Annotated in this window: 21 protein-coding genes; 18 read left to right on the forward strand and 3 right to left on the reverse strand. The window is 62.7% G+C overall.

What is annotated here, in order from left to right; translation table 11 throughout:
• The first annotated feature begins 16 nt into the window (after positions 1–16).
• Genes ACGYKA_RS10295 through ACGYKA_RS10305 form a run of 3 tightly spaced genes read left to right on the forward strand, consistent with a single transcriptional unit; the run spans position 17 to position 1,954 of the window.
• A complete protein-coding gene (locus ACGYKA_RS10295) occupies positions 17–904 on the forward strand; it encodes a LysR family transcriptional regulator (RefSeq protein WP_067262236.1) in 888 nt (295 codons plus the stop codon).
• Positions 892–1,794: a DMT family transporter gene (locus ACGYKA_RS10300; RefSeq protein WP_394412323.1), complete on the forward strand. Its 903-nt coding sequence runs from the start codon at positions 892–894 to the stop codon at positions 1,792–1,794. The genes ACGYKA_RS10295 and ACGYKA_RS10300 overlap by 13 nt, the downstream gene beginning before the upstream one ends.
• Positions 1,775–1,954 carry a hypothetical protein gene (locus ACGYKA_RS10305; protein WP_271688335.1) on the forward strand — a complete coding sequence of 60 codons (180 nt, stop codon included), beginning with the start codon at positions 1,775–1,777 and terminating at the stop codon, positions 1,952–1,954. Before ACGYKA_RS10300 ends, ACGYKA_RS10305 begins: the two co-directional genes overlap by 20 nt.
• 73 nt (positions 1,955–2,027) lie before the next feature.
• Here the strand turns inward: ACGYKA_RS10305 and ACGYKA_RS10310 are convergent, their stop codons facing one another.
• Positions 2,028–2,384 (reverse strand): ArsR/SmtB family transcription factor, encoded by a 357-nt coding sequence (locus ACGYKA_RS10310; RefSeq protein ID WP_394412375.1) that lies wholly within the window; start codon positions 2,382–2,384, stop codon positions 2,028–2,030.
• A 240-nt stretch (positions 2,385–2,624) separates the two neighbouring features.
• On the opposite strand from ACGYKA_RS10310, the gene ACGYKA_RS10315 reads away from it, so the two are divergent.
• The 7 genes from ACGYKA_RS10315 (at position 2,625) to smc (ending at position 9,321) form a co-directional block, all read left to right on the forward strand.
• Positions 2,625–2,975 carry an AtpZ/AtpI family protein gene (locus tag ACGYKA_RS10315; protein ID WP_067260640.1) on the forward strand — a complete coding sequence of 117 codons (351 nt, stop codon included), beginning with the start codon at positions 2,625–2,627 and terminating at the stop codon, positions 2,973–2,975.
• Position 2,976: 1 nt separating this feature from the next.
• Positions 2,977–3,738, forward strand: a complete 762-nt coding sequence (locus tag ACGYKA_RS10320; RefSeq protein WP_067260637.1) for a F0F1 ATP synthase subunit A — start codon at positions 2,977–2,979, stop codon at positions 3,736–3,738.
• 64 nt (positions 3,739–3,802) lie between these two features.
• Positions 3,803–4,027 carry a F0F1 ATP synthase subunit C gene (locus tag ACGYKA_RS10325; protein ID WP_007118046.1) on the forward strand — a complete coding sequence of 75 codons (225 nt, stop codon included), beginning with the start codon at positions 3,803–3,805 and terminating at the stop codon, positions 4,025–4,027.
• A 90-nt stretch (positions 4,028–4,117) separates the two neighbouring features.
• Positions 4,118–4,675 (forward strand): F0F1 ATP synthase subunit B', encoded by a 558-nt coding sequence (locus ACGYKA_RS10330; protein WP_136720208.1) that lies wholly within the window; start codon positions 4,118–4,120, stop codon positions 4,673–4,675.
• Between the two features lie 15 nt (positions 4,676–4,690).
• Positions 4,691–5,251 (forward strand): F0F1 ATP synthase subunit B, encoded by a 561-nt coding sequence (locus ACGYKA_RS10335; protein ID WP_394412378.1) that lies wholly within the window; start codon positions 4,691–4,693, stop codon positions 5,249–5,251.
• 95 nt (positions 5,252–5,346) lie between these two features.
• Complete coding sequence (locus ACGYKA_RS10340) at positions 5,347–5,637, forward strand: hypothetical protein (protein ID WP_394412326.1); 291 nt, start codon at positions 5,347–5,349, stop codon at positions 5,635–5,637.
• Between the two features lie 228 nt (positions 5,638–5,865).
• Positions 5,866–9,321, forward strand: coding sequence for a chromosome segregation protein SMC (gene smc / locus ACGYKA_RS10345; RefSeq protein ID WP_394412328.1), 3,456 nt, complete (start codon positions 5,866–5,868; stop codon positions 9,319–9,321).
• Between the two features lie 135 nt (positions 9,322–9,456).
• Here the strand turns inward: smc and ACGYKA_RS10350 are convergent, their stop codons facing one another.
• The gene (locus ACGYKA_RS10350; protein WP_271688330.1) at positions 9,457–9,813 is read right to left on the reverse strand and encodes a helix-turn-helix domain-containing protein; all 357 of its coding nucleotides are present in this window, start codon (positions 9,811–9,813) and stop codon (positions 9,457–9,459) included.
• Between the two features lie 164 nt (positions 9,814–9,977).
• On the opposite strand from ACGYKA_RS10350, the gene ACGYKA_RS10355 reads away from it, so the two are divergent.
• Positions 9,978–10,886 (forward strand): LysR family transcriptional regulator, encoded by a 909-nt coding sequence (locus ACGYKA_RS10355; protein WP_394412331.1) that lies wholly within the window; start codon positions 9,978–9,980, stop codon positions 10,884–10,886.
• A gap of 74 nt (positions 10,887–10,960) precedes the next feature.
• On the opposite strand, the gene ACGYKA_RS10360 is transcribed toward ACGYKA_RS10355, so the two are convergent.
• A complete protein-coding gene (locus tag ACGYKA_RS10360) occupies positions 10,961–12,559 on the reverse strand; it encodes a phosphoenolpyruvate carboxykinase (protein WP_394412334.1) in 1,599 nt (532 codons plus the stop codon).
• Between the two features lie 379 nt (positions 12,560–12,938).
• On the opposite strand from ACGYKA_RS10360, the gene ACGYKA_RS10365 reads away from it, so the two are divergent.
• The 7 genes from ACGYKA_RS10365 to ACGYKA_RS10395 are packed head-to-tail and all read left to right on the forward strand — an operon-like array spanning position 12,939 to position 18,317.
• Positions 12,939–13,640, forward strand: coding sequence for a response regulator transcription factor (locus tag ACGYKA_RS10365; protein WP_067260621.1), 702 nt, complete (start codon positions 12,939–12,941; stop codon positions 13,638–13,640).
• 42 nt (positions 13,641–13,682) lie between these two features.
• Positions 13,683–15,371, forward strand: coding sequence for a sensor histidine kinase (locus tag ACGYKA_RS10370; protein ID WP_322328913.1), 1,689 nt, complete (start codon positions 13,683–13,685; stop codon positions 15,369–15,371).
• A gap of 21 nt (positions 15,372–15,392) precedes the next feature.
• On the forward strand, positions 15,393–15,821 hold the full coding sequence (locus ACGYKA_RS10375) for an HPr kinase/phosphorylase (RefSeq protein WP_394412337.1): 429 nt from the start codon (positions 15,393–15,395) through the stop codon (positions 15,819–15,821).
• Positions 15,818–16,723: an RNase adapter RapZ gene (gene rapZ / locus ACGYKA_RS10380; RefSeq protein ID WP_394412340.1), complete on the forward strand. Its 906-nt coding sequence runs from the start codon at positions 15,818–15,820 to the stop codon at positions 16,721–16,723. Before ACGYKA_RS10375 ends, rapZ begins: the two co-directional genes overlap by 4 nt.
• Entirely contained in the window at positions 16,720–17,112 is a 393-nt protein-coding gene (locus tag ACGYKA_RS10385; protein WP_067260606.1) for a PTS sugar transporter subunit IIA, read from the forward strand. Before rapZ ends, ACGYKA_RS10385 begins: the two co-directional genes overlap by 4 nt.
• Before the next feature lie 16 nt (positions 17,113–17,128).
• Complete coding sequence (locus tag ACGYKA_RS10390) at positions 17,129–17,398, forward strand: HPr family phosphocarrier protein (protein WP_067260603.1); 270 nt, start codon at positions 17,129–17,131, stop codon at positions 17,396–17,398.
• A gap of 34 nt (positions 17,399–17,432) precedes the next feature.
• The gene (locus tag ACGYKA_RS10395) at positions 17,433–18,317 is read left to right on the forward strand and encodes a lysophospholipid acyltransferase family protein (RefSeq protein ID WP_394412343.1); all 885 of its coding nucleotides are present in this window, start codon (positions 17,433–17,435) and stop codon (positions 18,315–18,317) included.
• Positions 18,318–18,379: the final 62 nt, after the last annotated feature.

The following is an 18,379-nucleotide window of genomic DNA, read 5'->3' on the forward strand; positions in this document are numbered from 1 at the left end:
GAAGGCGAGGTGAGTAGTGGACAATTGGGATGAGATCAGGACCGCCTATCAGGTCGCCCAGCTTGGCACCGTCAGCGGCGCGGCAGAGGTGCTGGGCGTGCACCATGCCACCGTGATCCGCCATATCGACGCGCTGGAGGGGCGGCTTGGCGTGAAGCTGTTTCAGCGCCATGCACGCGGCTACACGGCCACCGAAGCGGGGGAGGACCTGCTGCGGGTGGCGCGGGCGACGGACGATCAGTTCAGCCAATTGGCGGGGCGGATCAAAGGGCGCGGCAGCGATGTTTCGGGGGAGTTGGTGATCACCTCGCTCGATTTCCTCGCCCCGCAGCTTGCGCCCTTGCTGACCGAGTTCCAGCGCCAAAACCCCGAACTTGTGGTGCGCTATCTGATCGGAGACCGCTTGTTCCGGCTGGAATATGGCGAGGCGCATGTCGCCATCCGTGCCGGGGCCGCGCCGGATCAGCCCGACAATGTGGTGCAGCCCTATGCGCAGCTAGCGGTGGGGGCCTATGCCAGCCGGGACTATGTGGCGCAGTACGGCATCCCGCAGGGGCCGGAGGATTATCACAAGCACCGTTTCATCGCCGCCGACAACCGAGACAGCCGCGCGCCCTATCACAAGTGGCTCTGGGCCACGGTGCCAGAGGAAAGCGTGACATGGCGCAGCACCAGCGGTGCGGCACTGGAAGCGGCGCTGCGGGCCGGGGCAGGGATCGGCGGCCTGCCCGCGGCCATGGGGCGGAATGATCCGCAATTGGTTGAGATTCATGCCCCCCGCCCCGATTGGGGCAGTGCGCTATGGCTGGTCACCCATGTCGATCTGCACCGCACCAGCAAGGTGCAGGCGGTGCTGCGGTTCCTCAAGGAACATGCCGAGGATGCGGTCGCATGTCCCGAATAAGCGCCGCGGCGCAGGGGCATCTGGCGATGCTTTGCTTCTCGGCTCTGGTGGCCGGGTCATTCTCGCTCGGGGCGCAGGTGGCGAATGAGATCACGCCGACGGCGCTGAACGCCGTGCGTTTCGCCTTGGCGACGGCCTTGGTCGGGGCCTTGGCATGGGGGCGGGGCGATATCAGCCGGGCGGGCTTTGCAGCACCTTGGCGCTACTTCGTGCTGGCGGGGCTCTTCACGCTCTACTTCGTCTTGATGTTCGAAGGGTTGAAAACCGCGCCCCCGGTGGCTGCGGCGGCGGTCTTTACCCTCGTGCCGGTGATGGCGGCGGGGTTCGCCTGGCTGCTGATGCGGCAGGTCATGACGCCGCGCATGGCGCTGGCGCTGGCCATCGGCGGGGCCGGGGCGCTTTGGGTGATCTTTCGCGGCGACCTTGCGGCGCTTTTGGCCTTCGACATCGGGCGGGGGGAGGCGATCTATTTCGTCGGCTGCATCAGCCACGCGCTCTATACCCCCATGGTCAGGCGGCTGAACCGTGGCGAAAGCGCGGTGATGTTCACCTTTGGCACCCTGTTGGCGGGCACGGTGCTCTTGGGGCTTTACGGCTGGAAAGACCTCCGCGCGACCGATTGGAGCGCGCTGCGCCCCTTGGTCTGGATCACCATCCTCTATGTCGCGGTCTTCGCCACGGCGGCCACGGTGGTTCTGCTGCAATTCGCGGCCCTGCGGCTGCCCTCGGCCAAGGTCATGGCCTATACCTATCTCACGCCCAGCTGGGTAATCCTGTGGGAGTTGGGCTTTGGCAATGCCCTGCCGGGGGCGCTGGTCTGGGGCGGGGTGCTGCTGACGATCCTCGCGCTTTCGCTGCTGCTGCGCGCGGATGACGAAGAAAAATCATAAAAATTCAGAAAGTTGCGGAATCGGTGGAACCTTAGCGCGACGCCCGGCGTTGGGGCGTGAATTAACAGTGAAGGACACCACCATGCGTAGTATTATTTACCTGATCGGGTTGATCGTCGTGGTTTTGGCTATTTTGCGTTTCGCATTCGGCGTCATCTGACCGTCGATTGATCCTCCCCTTGTCTTATTTACCTCGTGGCAAGGGGGGATCACTCTATCTATATAATCTTCACCTACTCTGACCCTGAGCGCATCTCGCCTTCGCCGCCCTCAGGCAGTTCGATCTCCAAGAAACGTTCGAAGGCATCAAGGTTCACCGGCTCGAATTGCCCGAACCCCTGCATCCAGACCGACGTATCGCGCAGCGCATCCGGTTCCAGTTTGCACCATTTCACCCGCCCCCGCTTTTCCTGACTGATCAGCCCCGCCGCTGTCAGCACGCCTAAATGTTTCGAGATCGCGGCAAGCGACATCTCGAAGGGCTCGGCGACATCGGTCACGGCCATATCATCCTCCAGCAGCATGGCGAGGATGGCGCGACGTGTGGGGTCGGCGAGGGCGGCAAACACCTGATCGAGGTCTTGGGTCATACGCTTGAATAGCGCGGGGCGCGCGTAGGCGAAAGCGGGCATTGCGGCTAACTTAACCGCTGAGTTGAATAACCCTTCGGCGCGATTTCCGTGGGATTTGCCGGGCCCATTTCAAGTGCCAGCGGGCTCCGCCTGCCGTAAACCCTTGTAAACGAATAAAAACCCGCGGCGGCCAAGGTTGTTGACTCTAACCCGCCCTGACAGTAGCACCGCAGCAGATATTCCTAAGGGGATTTTTGTGTGACCAGCCCGGACCAACGGCAGCAGATGGAGCAGCTTGAGGCCAGACTGGCGGCTGCGAAAGAACGCGGCGCACCCAAGCCCCGGGCGGATGAACATTATTCGCAGGCCAATATGGCATGGCGGATGGTGATCGAACTTGTGGCCGGTCTTGGGATCGGTTTCGGCATCGGATACGGGCTGGATGTGCTCTTTGGCACGCTGCCCATCTTCATGGTGCTCTTTGTAATGCTGGGCCTTGCGGCGGGGGTGAAGACGATGCTCCGCACCGCTGAGGAAATCCAGGGTAAACAACAGGCCGAACCGGCCGAACAGGATACGCCCCATTCGGGCAAGGACGAGGGAGCCTGAGATGGCAACAGAGACACACGGCGCTGAAACAGGCGGTCTGGAATTCCACCCGATGGACCAGTTCATCGTATCGCCGCTCTTTGGCGACGATGCTTCCGTTGCTTGGTACACCATCACCAACGCGACCTTCTGGATGGCGCTGGCGGTTCTCGCCACTTTCGCGATGCTCGTTCTGGGCAGCGCGCGCCGCTCGGTCGTTCCCGGCCGCATGCAATCGGTCGCTGAGCTGGCTTACGGCTTCATCCACAAGATGGTCGAAGACATCTGCGGCAAAGAGGGGCTGAAGTTCTTCCCCTATATCATGACCCTGTTCATGTTCATCGTCATGGCCAACTTCCTCGGCCTGATCCCGACAGCCTTCACCCCCACCGCGCATTTCTCGGTGACCGTGGTGCTGGCGCTGGCGGTGTTCATCACCGTGACCGTCGTCGGCTTCGTCAAGAACGGCGCGGCGTTCCTAAGCCTCTTCTGGGTGTCCTCGGCCCCGCTGGCCCTGCGCCCCGTGCTGGCGATTATCGAACTGATCAGCTACTTCGTGCGCCCGGTCAGCCACTCCATTCGTCTGGCGGGTAACGTCATGGCGGGCCACGCGGTGATCAAGGTTTTCGCCGGTTTTGCCGCCATCGCCGTCATCTCGCCCGTTTCGGTCGTCGCGATCACCGCGATGTACGGTCTCGAAGTGCTGGTGGCCTTCATTCAGGCCTATGTCTTCACCATCCTGACATGCGTGTACCTCAAGGACGCGCTGCACCCGGCACACTAACAACCCCAACAACGGCGGGGCTTCCCGTCAAAGTTTTAACTTCCAATCGTAAGGAGATACCCCAATGGAAGGTCAACTCGCACATATCGGCGCAGGCATCGCAGGTCTCGGCACAGGCATCGCAGCCCTGGGTGTCGGCAACGTTGCCGCCAACTTCCTGTCCGGCGCACTGCGCAACCCCTCGGCAGCCGCAAGCCAGACAGCGACCCTGTTCATCGGCATCGCTTTCGCAGAAGCTCTGGGGATCTTCTCGTTCCTCGTCGCTCTGCTGCTGATGTTCGCTGTCTAAGCTCTCGGAACTGTAATCCTTACGAGCGGGCAGGCGCGCATCGCCGTGTCTGCCCGGCTGTAACGGCAAAGTTTCCAAGGAGAAGCCACGATGGCAACTGTAACAACCAGCGACGGGCTGGCCGACGCGACCGGCATTGCGACCCATGCTGCCGAAACGCCGGGCATGCCGCAGCTGAACTTCGATCACTGGGGCAACCAGATTTTCTGGCTGATCCTGGCGCTGATCGCCACCTACCTGATCCTGTCGCGCGTGGCTCTGCCTCGTATCGGTGCGGTTTTGGCTGAACGCCAAGGGACCATCACCAATGACATCGCGGCTGCCGAAGACCTTAAGGTCAAGGCGCAGGAAGCCGAAGCCGCCTATGACAAGGCCCTGATCGACGCCCGTGCCGAGGCACAGCAGATCGTGGCCCAAGCAAAAGCGGACATGCAGGCTGATCTGGATGCCGAAATGGCCAAGGCCGATGCCGAGATTGCCGCGCAAGTGGCGGAATCGGAAAAAGCCATCGCCGAAATTCGCGCGGGCGCCATGGACAACGTACAAGCCGTTGCCAAGGACACCGCCGAGGCCCTCGTCGCCGCTCTGGGTGGCACGGCCGATACCGCAACCGTCAGCGCTGCCGTCGACGCGCGGATGAAAGGATAAGCCATGACCAAATCCATGCGCCTGACACTTTCGACCCTGCTCGCCGGTCTCGCCGCTTCCCCGGCGCTTGCCGCCACGGGGCCTTTCTTTTCGCTGCGTAACACAGATTTCATCGTGTTGCTGGCCTTCCTGCTGTTCCTTGGGATCCTGATTTACTTCAAGGTGCCAACGCTTTTGATCGGCATGCTCGACAAACGCGCCGACGGCATCAAGACCGAGCTGGAAGAGGCCCGCGCCCTGCGTGAAGAAGCGCAAACCCTGCTAGCCTCTTACGAGCGCAAGCAGAAAGAGGTGCAGGACCAAGCGGACCGGATCGTGTCTTCTGCCAAGGAAGACGCCCGTCTTGCCGCCGAACAGGCGCGGGCGGATATGGCCAAGTCGCTTGAGCGTCGCATGGCCGCCGCGAAAGACCAGATCAGCTCGGCCGAGGCCGCCGCTGTGAAGGAAGTCCGCGACCAAGCCGTGACCATCGCCGTGGCCGCCGCGCGCGACGTGATCGCCAAGCAGATGACCGCCGCACAGGGCAACAAGCTGATCGACGATGGCATCGCCCAAGTCGAAGCCAAGCTGCATTAAGCCAGCGCCTTATAGATTTTTGAAAGCCCCGGCCCCGCCGGGGCTTTTTCTTTTGCGTTAGGCTTTTGTTAACTCTGCCGGGGCAGGGTTGAACCATGCGGTTGCTCGTTATCATTGCAATATTGATTGGCCTCGCGGCCTGTACGGTGCCCAGTCGGGAGTTCCGGGGGCTGCCGGCGCAGCGGATCACCGTGGAGGGGTCGGTGTTCGATGTGCGCGTTCGAGGGGAGCGGGCAGAAGCGGTGCGGGTAAACACCCAATACGCACCGCGCTTTGGCCCCATCCGCGCGCGGGCCGGGCACGCGATGGCGCAGGCTAGTGGCTGTGAGGTGAAGGAGGTTCTGGGCGACCAAGCGCTGGCGCTTGGGGTGTTGGACTGTGATTAGGCCGCGCTTTGTATTGCGGCATCGCACGAGGTGAGGGGCGCGGAATGGGCGAGGTGTGCTATCCACCCGCTCCGACTAGGCGCCCCGTAGGGCAAACACGCCGATCAAGACAATATCTTGTGGATAACCGCCGACGGCCCCCTCTCCCTTGGGGCTTTTGATTGACTCGGACCCATGCCAAACGGCAAGTTCGCCGCTCAGGCGAGAATCAATCACGGCAGGGCTAACTTGCGCTTTTCCAAACTCAGATTAACCGGCTTCAAAAGCTTTGTGGACCCGACCGACCTTGTCATTTCCGACGGGTTGACCGGGGTCGTGGGGCCGAACGGCTGTGGCAAATCCAACCTGCTCGAAGCGCTGCGGTGGGTGATGGGCGAAAACCGCCCCACGGCCATGCGCGGCGGCGGTATGGAAGATGTGATCTTCGCCGGAGCCTCCTCCCGGCCCGCACGCAACTTCGCCGAAGTGGCGCTGCACCTCGACAACAGCGACCGGTTGGCGCCTGCGGGGTTTAACGAACAAGACGCGCTTGAAATCGTCCGCCGGATCACCCGCGACGTGGGCAGTGCCTATAAGGTGAACGGCATTGATGTGCGCGCGCGCGATGTGCAAATGCTTTTCGCCGATGCCTCAACCGGGGCGCATAGCCCCGCTTTGGTACGGCAGGGGCAGATTGCCGAGTTGATCAACGCCAAGCCGAAAAGCCGCCGCCGCATTTTGGAAGAGGCCGCTGGCATCTCGGGGCTGTATCAGCGCCGCCATGAGGCGGAGTTGAAACTCAACGGGGCGGAGCAAAACCTCGCCCGCGTAGACGATGTGGTTGAACAACTGGCCGCGCAATTGGCCACGCTGGCCCGGCAAGCCCGGCAGTCGGCGCGGTATCGTGAGATTGGCGAAGCATTACGCCATGCCGAGGGCTTGTTGCTGTATCGCCGCTGGCGCGAAGCCGATGAGGCGCGTGCGAAGGCCGAAGGGGAATTGCGTGCTCGCGTCGCCGCCACGGCAGAGGCCGAAGCGCAGGTGCGCCGCGTGGCCGAAGGGCGGGAAGAGGCCGAAGCCGCCTTGCCACCCCTGCGCGAGGAAGAGGCAATTGCGACTGCGATCCTGCAACGTCTGACCACGCAGCGCGACACGCTGACCGAGGAAGAGGCGCGGGCGGCCTCGCTGATCGAGACCCTGACCGGACGAATTGCCCAGCTGACCCGGGACATCGACCGCGAAGCCGGGCTGAATCGCGACGCGGAAGAAACGATCGCGCGGCTCGAAGAGGAAGCGGAAGACCTCACCAAGGCGGACAAGGGGCACGACAGCGCGGTTGAGGCGGCGGAACAGGCTGCGCGGGAGGCAGCCGAAGTCTTGCAAACCCGCGAGGCCGATCTTTCGCAGCAGACCGAAGACGTGGCCCGTTTGGCGGCGCGCCACAGTTCGGCGGAACGCTTGCTTCAGGACAGCCGCAAGACGTTAGAGAAGTCGGAGGCCGAGGCCCGCAAGGCCCGCGATGCGGTGGCGCAAAGCCAAGCGAACCTCGACAAGGCCGGGCTAGATTTCGCGGCGGCTGAGAAGGCCGAAGCTGCTGCCGTCACCGCCTCGGCGGCGGCGGATGCCGCCCTTTTGGCTGCCGAAGAGACTCGTGCCGACACGCAATCGCGCGAGGCCGAGGCCCGCGCGGAGCGCTCTGAGGCAGAGGGCGAGGCCAAGGCCCTGCGCGCCGAGGTTGGCGCGCTGGCGAAATTGGTAGAGCGTGACAGTGCCGAAGGCGGGCAGGTTCTCGACCGGTTGCAGGTGGAACAGGGCTTTGAGAAAGCGCTCGGCGCGGCCTTGGCCGATGACCTGCGCGCGCCTGAGGTAGAGGCCGATCGCCCCTCAGGATGGGCGCATTTGCCGAGCTACCCGGAACCGCAGCCACTGCCCGCCGGGGTGACCCCGCTCACGCAGCATGTCACCGTGCCGCAGGTGCTAGAGCGCCGGATGGCCCAAGTCGGGCTCGTTGACGCCGACGCGGGCGCGGAGCTTCAGGCGCAGTTGCGGCCGGGGCAGCGCTTGGTGTCGAAGGAGGGGGACCTCTGGCGGTGGGACGGTTTCCGCGCGATGGCCGAAGATGCGTCCTCGGCCGCCGCGCTGCGCTTGGAGCAGTTGAACCGGTTGGAAGTCCTTAAACAGACGTTGGAACAGGCCAGCACCCGTGCCGATGCCGCGCGGGCGGCGCATGAGACCCTCCAGCAGCAATTGGCCGAACAGGCCGAGGCCGACAAGCGGGCCCGCGAGGCGCGGCGCGATGCCGACAGGCAGGTCGCCGAAGCGGGCCGCGCCCTGAGCCGGGCAGAGGCGGATCGCAACCTCGCCCAAAGCCGGTTGGAATCCCTCGGCCTTGCCGTGAAGCGTCATGAGGAAGCTGCGATCACCGCGCGGGCCGAGGTGATGGACGCCGAGCGCACGCTGGCGGGCTTGGATGACCTCTCCGCCGCCCGTGCGACGGTTGAAGATGTCCGCATGACGGTCGAGGCGTCGCGGATCACCATGATGTCGCGCCGCTCGGCCCATGACGAATTGCGCCGCGAGGGCGAGGCGCGCAGACGGCGGCTGCAGGAGGTCGCGAAAGAGGTCAGCGGCTGGCGGAATCGCTTGGAGACGGCGGGCAAGCGCAGCGCTGAATTGGTCGAGCGCAAGACCGCGTCGGAGGCCGAATTGGCTGAGGCGAGCGCCGTTCCGGCGGAGATCGCGGCGAAGCGGGAAGACCTGTCAGGCGCGATCACCTCTGCCGAGGCCCGCCGCGCCCATGCCACGGAAACGCTGGCCGCCGCGGAGGCCGCCTTGAAAGCTGCGACGGATGCCGAGCGCGACGCGGAGCGGCAGGCATCGGATGCGCGGGAGGCCCGTGCCCGGGCCGAGGCCCGCAGCGATGCCGCCCGTGAAACGGTGACCCATGCGGCAGAGCGTATTCAGGACGAACGGCAGTGCACGCCGGAGGCGCTGCGCGATGCGCTCGATGTCGAAACGGATCAGATTCCGCCGGTGGAAACGCTTGAAGAGGACGTGAACAGGTACAAGCGGCAGCGGGATTCCTTGGGCGCGGTGAACCTGCGCGCCGAGGATGATGCCAAAGAGATACGCGAAGAGCACGAAGCGCTGCTGACTGAGAAGGCCGATCTGGAAGAGGCGATCAAGACCCTGCGCAGCGGCATTGCGGGCCTCAACCGCGAGGGGCGGGAGCGGCTGCTGACCGCCTTTGATCAGGTGAACGCGAATTTCTCGATGCTGTTCACCCATCTCTTCGGCGGCGGTGAGGCGAACCTCGTCATGGTCGAAAGCGATGATCCTTTGGAAGCCGGGTTGGAGATCATGTGCCAGCCGCCGGGCAAGAAGCTGAGTACCCTCAGCCTGCTGTCAGGCGGGGAGCAGACATTGACAGCGATGGCGCTGATCTTTGCCGTCTTCCTCGCCAATCCGGCGCCGATCTGTGTGCTGGATGAGGTTGACGCGCCACTTGATGACGCAAATGTGACCAGGTTCTGCGATCTGCTGGATGAAATGTGCCGCCAGACCGACACGCGCTTCCTGATCATCACGCACCACGCTGTGACGATGGCCCGGATGGACCGGCTCTTTGGCGTCACCATGGCGGAGCAGGGGGTGAGCCAATTGGTCTCTGTTGATTTGAAAAAGGCGGAAACGCTGGTCGCGTGAAGGTGGGAGACGCCGGTGATTTGTGCCGGCCCTTAAAGCGGGTGCGCATCAGTTTGCCGCAGGCTTTCGCAGCCGTTGGTCAGTTGGTGTGAGCCGTATGGCCCTAGGGAGTTTCGCGTGAATGACGGACTGTGATCAGCCTTTGCGCGCGACGGTGACGCCGGCAACATCCTCAATAAACGTTAGAATTCGGGCCTTTACCGCATCATCCTTGATGGAGCCGATGGCGTTTACGATGTCGAGCGAGGGGTCGTTGCTGGCCTCGGGGTTGTCGTCATCCAGCCCTTCGAAGAAATAGCCGGGGGTGACGTTGAGTATCCGGGCCAGCTCATGCAAACGGCTGGCGGCGATCCGGTTGGAGCCGATTTCATACTTCTGAATCTGTTGAAACGACAGTTTGAGTTCGCGTGCCACATCGGTCTGGGATTGCCGTCGCAGGGTGCGTGCCTGCTTGAGCCGACGACCGACGTGAACGTCTACGGGGTGGGACATGGTTCAATACCTCAGGTTGAGTACAATATATTCACTACCCGCAATGTATTGAGGATCAATTGCCTAGATCTGGCCTCTTTGCGTTAACCAATTCACCCTAGCTGTATGGATTATATTGCGTTACCGGGTGATTCATGTACCATCCCTTGCCTATGAACCAGCATATGTCCGATATTGAGCCGGGCGCACCCGTGCCCCAGACCTTGCAAAAGGACCCCGCTCCGGCCCTTTTGTTCGAGATGATGCGCTCTTTCGTGACGCTGGCGCATACTTTGAACCTCAGCCATGCGGTGGCCGAATTGGCCAGCACACGGCAGACGGTCCGGCGGCATATCCAGCAGTTGGAAGAGGCGATGGGCGCGCCGCTGTTTACCATCGAAAATCGCCGCTATTCCCTGACCAAGGTCGGCCTGGAAGCCTTGCCCGAGGCACGCGATATTCTCGATCGGGGCAAGCTGTGGCTGGATGGCAAAACGCGCCATGCCGATGGCATGCTGCGCCTTTCGCATGAAGAGCCGAACGGTTGGTGTTTTCACCAACAACAGCAGCCTCTGTCGCTGATCTGGGACGGTGGCTCTGCCATGCTTCAGGCCGTGTTGCAGGCGTGGAGCTTGAGCCGGGGTGAGTTGGAAAGCGAAGCCTTTCGCGCCATGCGCCCCTATGTGTTGGTGTATCGCGATTCGCCCAATGGATGGATTTGTACCGAAGTGGGGGAGAAATCCTTTTACACGCAATGGTGGGGCTGGACCAATGCGCGCAGCAGCATCGGGCGGCCCATCAAACTCTTCCCCGGCGGTCCTGAGTTCGAGAATATGCTGAATTACCCCTTTCGGGAGGTTGAGTCGACCTGTGGCGTTCGCTTGGACGAGGTGGTCACTGAAATCCCGCGGGAGGAGGGGGGCGCGCCGGTGCCTTTGGCCTATAAACGTTTGCTGATGGCCGGGCGCTATCCGGACAAGAGCTTTGCCCTGATCGCGGCGGTTGATCGGTCGACTTCGGTCAATATCGTCGGCGTGGATGACAGTTTCCTGCGCGAGATGCCTTTGGATGCGAAGGTGACTTTCGCAGGCTAAGGGCCACGGAGCGTGAGATGCGAAAAGGGCCGCCCAACAGGGGCGGCCCTTTCTTTTTGTCCTTGGCGAAAAGCTTAGCTGATCGCCGCGGCTTTCACGTCGTCGTCGATATGGGGCAGGTACTGCTCGAAGTTGTCCGAGAACATCTTGACCAGTTTTGCCGCCTGACGGTCATAGGCTTCTGGATCGTCCCAGGTCCGGCGCGGGTCGAGCAGGATGTCGGCGACGCCGTTCACCTCGACAGGGACATCGAAGCCGAAGTTCGGATCCTTACGGAACTCGGCATCCGCCAGACGGCCTTCGAGCGCGGCGCTGAGCAGGGCGCGGGTCGCCTTGATCGGCATCCGCGAGCCGGTGCCGTATGCGCCGCCGGTCCAGCCGGTGTTCACGAGCCAGCAGGTGGCGCCGTGCTGGGCGATCTTTTCGCGCAGCAGGTTGCCGTAAACCTCGGGGCGGCGCGGCATGAAGGGGGCGCCGAAACAGGTGGAGAATGTGGGCTCCGGCTCGGTCACGCCACGCTCGGTGCCCGCAACCTTGGACGTGAAGCCCGACAGAAAGTGGTACATTGCCTGCGCCGGGCTCAGCCGCGCGATTGGGGGCAGCACACCGAAGGCATCGCAGGTCAGCATGATGATGTTTTTCGGGTGGCCGCCGACGGCCTTCTCGCTGGCGTTCGAGATGTAGTGCAGCGGGTAGGCGGCACGCATGTTGGCGGTGAGCGAGTCGTCGTCGAAGTCGAGTTCAAAAGTATCGGGATCGAAGACCATGTTCTCGATCACGGTGCCGAATTTGGAAGTCGTTGCGTAGATCTCCGGCTCGGCCTCGGGGTTGAGGTTGATGGTCTTGGCATAGCAGCCGCCTTCGAAGTTGAAGGTGCCGTTGTCGGACCAGCCATGCTCGTCATCGCCGATCAGCGTGCGCTCGGGATCGGCGGAGAGGGTGGTCTTGCCGGTGCCCGAGAGGCCGAAGAAGACGGCGGTGTCGACCGGGTTGCCGTTGGCGTGGTTGGCCGAGCAGTGCATCGGCATGATGCCTTTTTCCGGCAGCAGGTAGTTCAGCAGGGTGAAGACAGATTTCTTGTTCTCGCCCGCGTATTCGGTGCCGCCGATGAGGATCATCTTACGGTCGAAGTTCATCGCGATCACGGTCTCGCTGCGGCAGTCATGCTTGGCCGGATCGGCTTGGAAGCTGGGGCAGTTGATCACGGTGAAATCGGCGGTGAAGTCCTTCAACGCTTCGGCATCGGGGCGGCGCAGCATGGTGCGGATGAAAAGCCCGTGCCATGCCAGTTCGGTCACCATGCGCACGTTGATCGCACGTTTGGGGTCCGCCCCGCCGACGAGGTCTTGGACGAAGTAGTCCTTGCCCTGCATATGGGCGAGCATGTCCTCGTAGAGTGCGTCGAACCCTTCGGGCGACATCTCGGCGTTGTTTTCCCACCAGATGCTCTCGGCCACGCTGTCGGTCTTGACCACATGTTTGTCCTTGGGCGAACGGCCCGTGAACTTGCCGGTGGTCACGAGGAAGGCCCCGCCTTTGCCAAGGCTGCCTTCGCCCCGTTTCAATGCCGCCTCGACCAGCGCAGGCTCGGTCAGGTTGTAATAGACATCGCCAAGCCCGCTGATCTGTTGATCCTCAAGGCTGAACTGCGGGTTTACCCGTCCAAATGTCATATGATGTCTCCTGTGGTAGCGCGTGAGCAGCGCAGAACGTGTCCGAGCGGGCGCAATTGCCCTGGGCGTCGGGGGCCTTGAGAGCCTCTTAACACGGGCGTTTTCTGGTTGAACAGGCAGCTTTGTCACAGTTAGCGCCATCATCTAAAACTTTGTTTCCGAGCGCTTAGAACCCGGCCCAATGCGGCGCGCGGGGCACCGGCTTCCTCCCAGACCGGGCCGGTCAAAGTGCGGCAATTTAGCCATTCCTAACCAAATTATGACGGAATTGGTGCATCTCAGAGGCACGATTCGCACTTAAGGATTGATTCGATCTGTAATATTGGAGATCACTGACTCCAAAAATAAGAACGAATTGAGCAGCATAAGGAAGCAGGCAATGTCAAAGATCGCATTGGTAGACGATGACAGGAACATCCTGACATCCGTTTCGATGACTCTTGAAGCTGAAGGTTTCGAAGTGGAAACCTATAACGATGGCCAAGCGGCGCTGGACGCCTTCAACAAGAAGCTGCCCGATATGGCGGTGCTGGACATCAAGATGCCCCGTATGGATGGCATGGATCTGCTCCAACGTCTGCGCCAGAAAACCGCGATGCCGGTGATTTTCTTGACCTCCAAAGATGATGAGATCGACGAGGTGCTGGGTCTGCGCATGGGGGCCGACGATTACGTCAAAAAGCCCTTCAGCCAGCGCCTGTTGGTCGAGCGTATCCGCGCCCTTCTGCGCCGCCAAGACGCGGTCGAGACGAATGAGGTCGGCGATACCGAAGAGACCAAGGTGATGGAACGCGGCGATCTGCGGATGGACCCGCTGCGCCACGCGGTAAGCTGGAAGGGCAAGGATGTGTCGCTGACCGTGACCGAATTCCTGCTGCTGCAAGCCCTCGCGCAGCGCCCCGGTTTCGTGAAATCGCGCGACCAGCTGATGGATGTGGCCTATGATGATCAGGTCTATGTAGATGACCGCACCATCGACAGCCACATCAAGCGCCTGCGCAAGAAGATGCGCAGCGCGGATGATGAATTCTCGGCGATCGAGACGCTTTACGGCATCGGCTATAGATATAACGAAGAGTAAACCCGTCGGTTAACGCGGGTCGAAAGGAAGCTTGTGCGGGACATGGCTGCTGGCAGGGACGGTGATGTTGTACTGGGGGACGATTGGGTCACCCCCGACAGTGCCGCGCCGGATGAAATTCGGGTCAAGCGCGAACGGCGGGGGCTGTTCTCGCTCCGGTCCTCGCCGCTGACGCGCAAGATCATTACCTTCAACCTGATCGCGCTGAGCGTTCTGGTGGCGGGGATCCTCTACCTCAATTCCTCGCGCGACAGTCTGGCGCTGCAACGCGCTGCGGCGCTAGTCTCTGAGACCGAGCTGATCGCCGATGTGATCGAAGCGCAACTGCCCGCGGGCGCGCCGGTGAACCTGACCACCGGTGATGGTGTCGATGTGGCTGCCACGCTCGACGGGCTGGACCTGCGTGGCGGCATCGAAGTCTTCGTCTATGATCCGGCGGAAACTTTGGTCGCCCGCACCGCAGGCAGCCTCACCGTGGCTGAGGCCCTCGCCGCGTCCGAGGCGGGTGAGCGGACCTTGCTGAACGACGGGCTGAACTGGCTTTGGGACCGGGTTTCGGCGCCCTTCAGCACCGATGAGGTCACCGCCACCCCGCCGCTCGAAGAGCAATTGCGCGGCATGGTCGGCACCAGCGTGACCAGCGGCACCCGGCTCGAAGGCACGCTCGCCATCGAAGGCGGCACGCTTTTCAGCGTGGTGACCCCCATCATGCAGGGCGAGACCCCCGTCGGCGTGGTCGCCGTGGCCAGTGCGGCGGGAGAGATCGACCGCCTTGTGCGCAGCGAACGTGAGCGCGTCTTGCAGATTTTCGTCATCGCGACCCTCGTCTCCATCGGCCTCAGCCTCGTTCTGGCCTCCACCATCGCCAATCCGCTGGCCGACCTCTCTGCCGCCGCCGAACTGGGCCGCGACAAGGACGCGCGCAAGATGAACCCCGGCCGCATCCGCATCCCCGATCTGACCGCGCGGCCCGATGAGATTGGCCGCCTGTCAGGCGCGCTGCGCGGCATGGTCTCGGCGCTCTACAATCGGATCGACGGCAACGAACAATTCGCCGCCGATGTGGCGCATGAGATCAAGAACCCGCTCGCTTCGCTCCGGTCTGCCGTGGGCACGCTGCGCATGGTCAAGCGCGACGACCAGCGCGAGAAACTGCTGGATGTGATCGAACATGACGTGCGCCGCCTCGACCGTTTGGTGAGCGACATTTCCAATGCCTCGCGGCTCGATTCCGAACTGGTCAAGGAAGAGGAAGAGCCCTTCGACCTGCTGCAAATGCTGGGCAATCTGGGCCAGTACCTCGGCGAAGACGCGAAATCCAAAGGCATCGATTTCATCACTGATCTCCCCGCTGCGCCGATCACCGTGCATGGGCTGGAAGCCCGTTTGGCGCAGGTCTTTGTGAACCTGATCACCAACGCGATTTCCTTTTGCGAAGACGGCGACGCGATCCGGGTCTGGGCCCGCAAACGTGCCAATCGCGTGTTGATCGTGGTCGAAGACACCGGCCCCGGCATCCCCGAACAGGCGCTCGGCAAAATCTTTAAACGCTTCTATTCGCAGCGCCCGGAAGAGCATTTCGGCAATAACTCCGGCCTCGGCCTCGCGATCTCGAAACAGATCGTCGAAGCCCATGGCGGCGTGATCTGGGCCGAGAACATCCGCCCGACCGAGGCCGACATTACCTCCGAACCCTTGGGCGCGCGTTTTGTCGTGGGGCTGCCCACCTAAATCCCGGGCGCGGGGCCTGATATGACTATCGAGCGCGAAAACCTCCACGCCAGCTGCGTGGCGATCAATGGGCGCGGGGTGCTGATCCTTGGCCCGTCCGGTGCGGGCAAATCGGCGCTCGCCCTGCAACTGATCGCCCTTGGCGCCAAGCTGGTGGCCGATGATCGCACCGATATCATGCGCGAGGGGGATCAGGTGATCGCCAGCGTCCCCGAGCCGATCCGCGGCCTGATCGAGGCACGCTATGTGGGCATTCTGCGGGCGAAAGATCACGGCCCTGTGCCGCTGGCCCTCGTCGTCGATCTGGCTCGTACCGAAGACCGGCGCCTTCCCGAAGGGCACAGCCATATGCTACGGGGTGTCACGTTGCCCTGTTTTCACAAATGCGATAGCGCTCATTTTGCGGCAGCAATTCATCTGTATATGTCAGGTGTGGAAGAACCGAATTGATCAGTCAAACCTCATCAACAGACCCCGCCCCGCGGCGGTTGGTCCTTGTCACCGGCCCTTCGGGCGCCGGGCGGTCCTCTGCGCTCAACGTGCTGGAGGATGCGGGGTTTGAGGCGATCGACAACCTGCCGCTTCGGCTGCTGCCCGCGCTGCTCGACCGCCCCGGCGATGCGCAATCGGTTGCCTTGGGGATCGACGCCCGCAACCGGGACTTTTCCACCGAAGGCGTGCTGGAGCTGATGGGCCGCCTGACGGCTGAACCGGGGTGGCGCGCGGAACTGCTCTATCTCGATTGCGCACCCGATGTGCTGCTGCAACGCTTTTCCGAAACCCGCCGCCGCCATCCGCTGGCCCCGGCTGACCGCCCAGTCGACGGGATCGCACGCGAGCAGGAACTGCTCCACCCGATCCGCGCCCGTGCCGACGTGCTGATCGATACGACAACGCTGAACGTTCACGAGCTGCGCGCCGAGGTCGAGCAATGGTTCGCCCCCGGCGGGCAACGCCAACTCACGGTCTCGGTACAAAGCTTTTCCTACAAACGGGGCCTTCCGCGCGGCGTTGATGTGGTGCACGACTGCCGCTTTCTGAACAATCCCTATTGGGTGCCCGAATTGCGCAGCAGCGACGGGCGCGACCCTTCCGTCGCGGCCCATGTGGCGGGGGACAAACGCTACGCGGATTTCGCCGACAAGGTGCTCGACCTCAGCCTCCTGCTCCTGCCCGCCTACCGCGAAGAGGGCAAATCCCATATCTCCATCGCCTTTGGCTGCACGGGCGGGCAACACCGCTCTGTCGCCATGGCCGAAGATCACGCTTTGCGCCTTGCAGAGCAGGGCTGGCAGGTGTCAATTAGGCACCGAGAGCTGGACCGTCAGCATCGTGAAGGAAACAAGCCGTGATCGGGATCGTCATCGTCGCACATGGGGGGCTGGCGCAAGAATATCTTGCTGCCATCGAACATGTCGTGGGATCCCAATTCGGCGTGCGCGCCATCGCCATCGAAGCCGACCATGACCGCGCCGACAAAGAACGCGAGATCTGCGGCGCCGCCGATGCGGTGGACCAAGGCGCCGGTGTGGTGGTTGTCACCGATCTTTTCGGCGGCTCCCCCTCGAACCTCAGCCTCTTGGCTTGCCGCCCGGAAAACCGCCGGATCATCTACGGCGCGAACCTGCCCATGCTGATCAAACTCGCCAAATCGCGGCATATGGATGTGCCCGATGCCGTGCGCGCCGCGCTCGAAGCTGGTAAGAAGTATATCGACAGCCAGAATGTCAGCGCAGGTTAGAAGGCCCCAAGACGTCATGCCCGAATTTTCTTTAAAGATCGTTAACGAAAAAGGCCTGCACGCGCGCGCCTCCGCCAAATTGGTCGAAGTGGTCGAGGCGTTTGATGCCCGCGCCGAAGTCAGCAAGGATGGCATGTCGGCCTCGGGCGACAGTATCATGGGGCTCTTGATGCTCGGCGCGTCGCGCGGCACCACCATCGATGTCCAAACCTCCGGCCCCGATGCCGAGGCCTTGGCCGAAGCTTTGACCGCCCTCGTGGCGGATAAGTTCGGCGAAGGGTTTTAGGCCCGACAAGCGGGAAGAAGGATCCGCCGACCCCATGGAAGACGTGCAAAACATCGCGGCCGAGCCGGCCCAGACAGGCGACGGCACGGTGACCTTCACCAAATACGACCGCCGCAGCCTGTCCTATGCCTCGACTTTCGATGACCCATGGAAGGCGCGGGTGATCTCCGCGATGGAGCTTTTCACCGGCAAGCTCAAAATCCTGCGTCTGATCCGTAAGTTCGAACAACGCGGCACCCCCTCAGGCCAAGCCTTTTGGCGCGCGGCGCTCGACACGATGGGGATCGATCTCACAACCCCGCAAGAGCAGTTGGACCGCATCCCGAAAGAAGGGCCGGTCGTGGTCGTGGCAAACCACCCCCACGGCATGGTCGACGGTATGATTTTCGCCGATCTCATCGGCCGCGTGCGCCCCGATTACCGTATCCTTACCCGGTCGCTGCTCACCTCCATCGACGAAGTGGCGGGCAGCTACATGATCCCGGTGCCCTTCCCACATGACCCGGATGCGCAGCGCAAAGGCGTGGAAATGCGCGCCAAGGCCATGGCCCACCTCAAAGAAGGCGGCGTCGTGGCGCTCTTCCCCTCCGGCGTCGTCGCGGCTTCGGAAAGCTGGTGGGGCCCGGCGGTCGAAGCGGAATGGAACGTCTTCACCGCCAAGATGATCCGCCGTTCCGGTGCGCAGGTGGTGCCGATGCGCTTCCCGGGCCAGAACAGCCGCGCCTATCAGATCGCCAACAGACTCAGCCCGATGCTGCGCCAAGGGCTCTTGCTGCATGAAATCGCTCACGCCTGCGACAAACCCCAAGGCCCCATCGTCGGCCACCCGCTCGCCCGCCAAGAGATCGACCGCTGGGCCGACGACCCGCGCGGTTTCATGGCCTGGCTGCGCGCCCATACTCTGGCGCTGACCAACTAAACTTCATCCTTTTAAAAATACCCTCGGGGGAATCGCGCCTCGGGCGCGATGGGGGCAGGGCC

The organism is Sulfitobacter sp. 1A15106, assembly GCF_043556995.1.
GTDB lineage: Bacteria > Pseudomonadota > Alphaproteobacteria > Rhodobacterales > Rhodobacteraceae > Sulfitobacter > Sulfitobacter faviae.

Bases quoted from the DNA above. Each gene is read 5' to 3' on its own strand.
- ACGYKA_RS10365 (WP_067260621.1), top strand. From the start codon at position 12,939: ATGTCAAAGATCGCATTGGTAGACGATGACAGGAACATCCTGACATCC.
- ACGYKA_RS10325 (WP_007118046.1), top strand. From the start codon at position 3,803: ATGGAAGGTCAACTCGCACATATCGGCGCAGGCATCGCAGGTCTCGGC.
- ACGYKA_RS10375 (WP_394412337.1), top strand. From the start codon at position 15,393: ATGACTATCGAGCGCGAAAACCTCCACGCCAGCTGCGTGGCGATCAAT.
- ACGYKA_RS10370 (WP_322328913.1), top strand. From the start codon at position 13,683: ATGGCTGCTGGCAGGGACGGTGATGTTGTACTGGGGGACGATTGGGTC.
- ACGYKA_RS10395 (WP_394412343.1), top strand. From the start codon at position 17,433: ATGGAAGACGTGCAAAACATCGCGGCCGAGCCGGCCCAGACAGGCGAC.
- ACGYKA_RS10330 (WP_136720208.1), top strand. From the start codon at position 4,118: ATGGCAACTGTAACAACCAGCGACGGGCTGGCCGACGCGACCGGCATT.
- ACGYKA_RS10305 (WP_271688335.1), top strand. From the start codon at position 1,775: ATGACGAAGAAAAATCATAAAAATTCAGAAAGTTGCGGAATCGGTGGA.
- ACGYKA_RS10350 (WP_271688330.1), bottom strand. From the start codon at position 9,813: ATGTCCCACCCCGTAGACGTTCACGTCGGTCGTCGGCTCAAGCAGGCA.
- ACGYKA_RS10390 (WP_067260603.1), top strand. From the start codon at position 17,129: ATGCCCGAATTTTCTTTAAAGATCGTTAACGAAAAAGGCCTGCACGCG.
- ACGYKA_RS10310 (WP_394412375.1), bottom strand. From the start codon at position 2,384: ATGACCCAAGACCTCGATCAGGTGTTTGCCGCCCTCGCCGACCCCACA.
- ACGYKA_RS10340 (WP_394412326.1), top strand. From the start codon at position 5,347: ATGCGGTTGCTCGTTATCATTGCAATATTGATTGGCCTCGCGGCCTGT.
- ACGYKA_RS10300 (WP_394412323.1), top strand. From the start codon at position 892: ATGTCCCGAATAAGCGCCGCGGCGCAGGGGCATCTGGCGATGCTTTGC.
- ACGYKA_RS10355 (WP_394412331.1), top strand. From the start codon at position 9,978: ATGTCCGATATTGAGCCGGGCGCACCCGTGCCCCAGACCTTGCAAAAG.
- ACGYKA_RS10320 (WP_067260637.1), top strand. From the start codon at position 2,977: ATGGCAACAGAGACACACGGCGCTGAAACAGGCGGTCTGGAATTCCAC.
- ACGYKA_RS10360 (WP_394412334.1), bottom strand. From the start codon at position 12,559: ATGACATTTGGACGGGTAAACCCGCAGTTCAGCCTTGAGGATCAACAG.
- ACGYKA_RS10335 (WP_394412378.1), top strand. From the start codon at position 4,691: ATGCGCCTGACACTTTCGACCCTGCTCGCCGGTCTCGCCGCTTCCCCG.